The 3,151-nt window shown below is 66.3% G+C and carries 3 protein-coding genes; 1 reads left to right on the plus strand and 2 read right to left on the minus strand.

The annotated features are described in order from the left end of the window. Positions 1-1,053, minus strand: a 1,053-nt coding sequence (locus tag MHK05_RS11735) for an HNH endonuclease signature motif containing protein (protein ID WP_239206886.1), incomplete at its 3' end; no start/stop codon positions are given. A gap of 165 nt (positions 1,054-1,218) precedes the next feature. Here MHK05_RS11735 and MHK05_RS11740 point away from each other — a divergent pair. Continuing rightward, positions 1,219-2,418, plus strand: a complete 1,200-nt coding sequence (locus MHK05_RS11740) for an FUSC family protein (RefSeq protein WP_239206887.1) — start codon at positions 1,219-1,221, stop codon at positions 2,416-2,418. A gap of 53 nt (positions 2,419-2,471) precedes the next feature. Here MHK05_RS11740 and MHK05_RS11745 read toward each other — a convergent pair. Beyond that, a partial coding sequence (locus MHK05_RS11745) for a hypothetical protein (protein WP_239206888.1) occupies positions 2,472-3,151 on the minus strand: 680 nt, incomplete at its 5' end.

Raw genomic sequence — 3,151 nt, forward strand, 5'->3', positions numbered from 1 at the left:
TGTGTTGGGATTCGGTGGCCGGGCGGGGCTGGGGACGAACCGTGGGGTATTGCTCCACGGCGGCACCCAGGCGATGCGGCCATTGACGCGCACCATGCGGCCGCGTTCTGTGGGTCGGGAGGGGTCATCTTGGTTGACGGCGTTGTGGTGCGCGCACAAGGTGACCAGATTTTCTTGGTTTGTGGGTCCGCCGGTGGACCAGGCGGTGAGGTGGTGGACTTGGGCGTCGTCGGCAGGCGTAGTGCAGCCCGGCCACGCGCACACGGGGTGCTCGGCCGCGGCGAGCATGCGTTGTTTCCACGTGGCCATGCGCTCGGTGCGATACAGGTTTACCGGGCCGTGCTCGGGGTGAACGAGGCTGACGTAGCCGCGCTGGGCGAGAGCGCGGGCAACCAGCTGTGCGCCGGTCATGCGGGCGCCGTTGGTGAGCTGGAGGGTGATATCGGAGGCGTCGGAAGGTGCGGCGACGATGCGGTCGAGCTGGTCTAGGGTGAGGATGACGTTGGTATGCACGGCCGGCAGCGCGCCGGGATTGCCCTCGAGGAGCACCTTCTTGGCGGCGGCGAGGGGATCGTCTTTGTTGACGGAGGAGAGCACGCCCTTGATATCGGCGATATCGGTGGGATCGGCCGTAATAGAGATGGTGTGTGGGCCGTCGGGGCGGCGGGTATAGCGCACGCCGGGCTCCGGGCGGCGGGGCGGATTGATCTGCTTGAGTAGCTTCTTGGCCACGGAGGGAATCAGGCGGGCCTCGGTGCGGCAGAGCGTTAGGCGCAGGTCCCAAGCGCGGTTGGTATCGCGCACGCGGCGAGTATAAGACTCGATGCTATCGAGCGTGGTGAGGTCATGGCCGCGGCTGCGGGCGGCCTCGCGGGCGTGGCGTTGCTTGCGGGTATTCGACGTGCGGCCGAAGTAGACGTGCTGCAGGCGGGCGAGTTGGGCAGCCAGAAGGGGACTGGCTCCGGCTTCGAGAAGCGAGTCTTCGGAGCAGCCCCGAAATTCGGCGACGAGGTCGACGCCGCGGCGGCATAGCAAGAGAAATTCGGTGTTCACACGGCCGAAGCTAAAAGGCATGCGAGGGCTGAACAAGCGGTGCGCGGCCGGGGAGGGGGAAATTGTGGATGGGTGGGGGGAGAAGGGGCGTCGGCAAGAGCTGTCCACAAGTTAGCCGGCGGCCGAGATGCGCGGGGACAGCGGCGATGGTAGGGGCGGTCTTCTATGCTGGAAGGCATGTCGGAAGCGAAGGAAAGAGTCTCAACGCGGCAAAAGCTGCGGGTGATTGACCGCTCGGTGCTCTCGCGGGTAAACCGCATCCGTTCGCGGTTTGTTTATATTGTGCAGGCGACCATTGGTGCGGCGCTCGCGTACTGGGTGGCCGGCGATGTGGTGGGGCACCCGCAGCCGTTCTTTGCGCCGATTTCCGCGGTCATCATTTTAGGGATGTCCGGTGGGGACAGGATGAAGAAGGCGCTGGAGATGTCGATTGGCGGCATCATCGGCGTGGCCGTAGGCGACTTGCTCTTTCAGATTGTGGGGCAGGGGCCGTTCCAGATTTTCTTCATCGTGGGCGCGGGCCTGGTGGTGGGCTCGTTTTTGACCAAGTCGCCGCTGATTACTAACCAGATTGTCTTTGGCGCGATTTTGATTGCGACGATTTTTCCACCCACGGAGGGCCCGGGTGGCCTGCACCGCGCGATCGACGCGATGATTGGCTCAGGCATTGGCCTGATAACCATCGCGTTGATTCCCAATTCCCCGTTGGTGGAGGCGCGGCGCGAGGTATCGAAGGTGCTCAAGATTGCCTCGAGCATTCTTGCCGACGTCACGTACGGCATCCGCCAGCAAGACCCCGCCGTTATCCGAGATGCGCGCGAGGCGGTGCGCGGTACGCAAGACAGCGTGAATACCCTGCTGAGTGCGGCGCAATCGGGCAGGGAGGCCTCGGAGGTCTCGCCACTGTTGTGGGCATCGCGGCGCAGCATTCGCTCGCTGGAGCGCATCCTCATGCCGGTAGATAACGCGGTGCGCGGCGTGCGCGTGCTCTCCCGCCAGGCATTGGGCCTGACGGAGGACCGCGACAAGGTTTCAGACGCGCAGGTGGAATTGCTCGATGAGCTTTCTGAAATCATGCTCGCCATCAGCGAGCTCTACGGACGGGGCAAAAAGCACGGGCACGACGAGGCGATTGAAATTCCGGACCTTGTGCAGCGCCTGCGCATCGTGGGAGGGCGCGCCGGGCTGGACATCATCGACAGGGAAGGCACGCTGTCGGCCTATATGATTCTGGGCCAGACGCGCTCTCTCGTGGTGGACATGCTGATGGTGTGTGGGTTGTCGCGCGAGTCGGCCGTGGCGCACTTGGTGCCGACCTCGCAGCACCCGGCCTACCCGCCGGAGGTGTGGGGGCGCGAGGACTGACGTCCTCACGCGGAGGTAAGGACGTCGCGCGGAGGCAAGGACCTGGCGCGGGGTTAAGGGCGGACGATCTGGAGGTCGCGCAGGTGGCGGTAGAACGTCACGCGGGTCACCAGCCGCTTGTGGGGGACGGAATCGACGATGACGCGCAGCTGTGGGCCGCCGGCCTGGACGGCGCGGCCGGTGCGCACGGATTCGGGGTCGAGCTGGCCGGGCTTGCGCAGGAGCGAGCGCAGGCGGCCCTGCGACTCGACGGGGGAGGTAGCGCGGGCGGCGAGGATGCCGGGGGCGTCGGTCATCGGGACCAGGCGTGCGCCGAAGGTCTTGGGGGAGGAGGCGGCGAGCGTGTGGTCATCGATGATGATTTCACCGGTGAAAGCGCCGTTTGCGGCATCCGAGATGGTGGCAGAGCCAGCGACTGCGAGGCCGGAATCGTTGCGGATGAGAGGGGCTGGGCGAACCGGCGCGGTGCGGGCGAAGTCGAGGGCTTCGGCCGGGTCGGTGGGAAGCCCCCAGTTCTGTGCGGCGGCGGAAGGAGTAGCCGAGGACACGGGGATGAAGGCGACTTCGGCCCAGAGGCGATCGGAGCGCATGAGGCGGGTGAGCACGGCCGAGAGGGCGGCATCGGAGCCAGCGACGACGATGCGGGCGGGCTCTGTGAGGTGGGGCGCCTGCGGGGCCGGCTCTGGCGCGCCGAGGTGGCGGACGTCGGGCTGAGCGGCGATGTCATCGAGGG

This window comes from Corynebacterium nasorum (genome assembly GCF_022347325.1).
Lineage (GTDB): Bacteria > Actinomycetota > Actinomycetes > Mycobacteriales > Mycobacteriaceae > Corynebacterium > Corynebacterium kefirresidentii.

What these genes read in the sequence shown, in the direction of transcription:
- MHK05_RS11740 (WP_239206887.1), top strand. Translation starts at nt 1,219, where the DNA reads ATGCTGGAAGGCATGTCGGAAGCGAAGGAAAGAGTCTCAACGCGGCAA.